The sequence below is a fragment of the Verminephrobacter aporrectodeae subsp. tuberculatae At4 genome (assembly GCF_000193225.1).
GTDB lineage: Bacteria > Pseudomonadota > Gammaproteobacteria > Burkholderiales > Burkholderiaceae_C > Acidovorax > Acidovorax aporrectodeae.
Map to the genome: position 1 here is coordinate 1 of NZ_AFAL01001060.1, position 206 is coordinate 206.

Sequence of the window (206 nt, forward strand, 5' to 3'; positions counted from 1 at the left end):
GCGGCTGCGGGCTGTGCGGAATGGAGAGCCTGCCCGAGGCAGTGCGCGCGCCGCCGGTGTTGCGCAGCGCAGCCGCGTTCCCGGCGCAGACCCTGCTCGACGCCCTGCACGCCCTGCGCGGCGGGCTGCAACCCCTGCACGAGGCCACGGGTGCGACGCATGCCGCAGGCTTCGGCGACGCCAGCGGCCAGTTGCTGCTCGTGCGC

General features: G+C 76.2%; 1 protein-coding gene. It reads left to right on the forward strand.

Annotation, left to right across the window (positions count from 1 at the left end):
- On the forward strand, window positions 1–206 hold a 206-nt coding region (locus VTU_RS30425), incomplete at both ends, for a formate dehydrogenase accessory sulfurtransferase FdhD (RefSeq protein WP_010110749.1).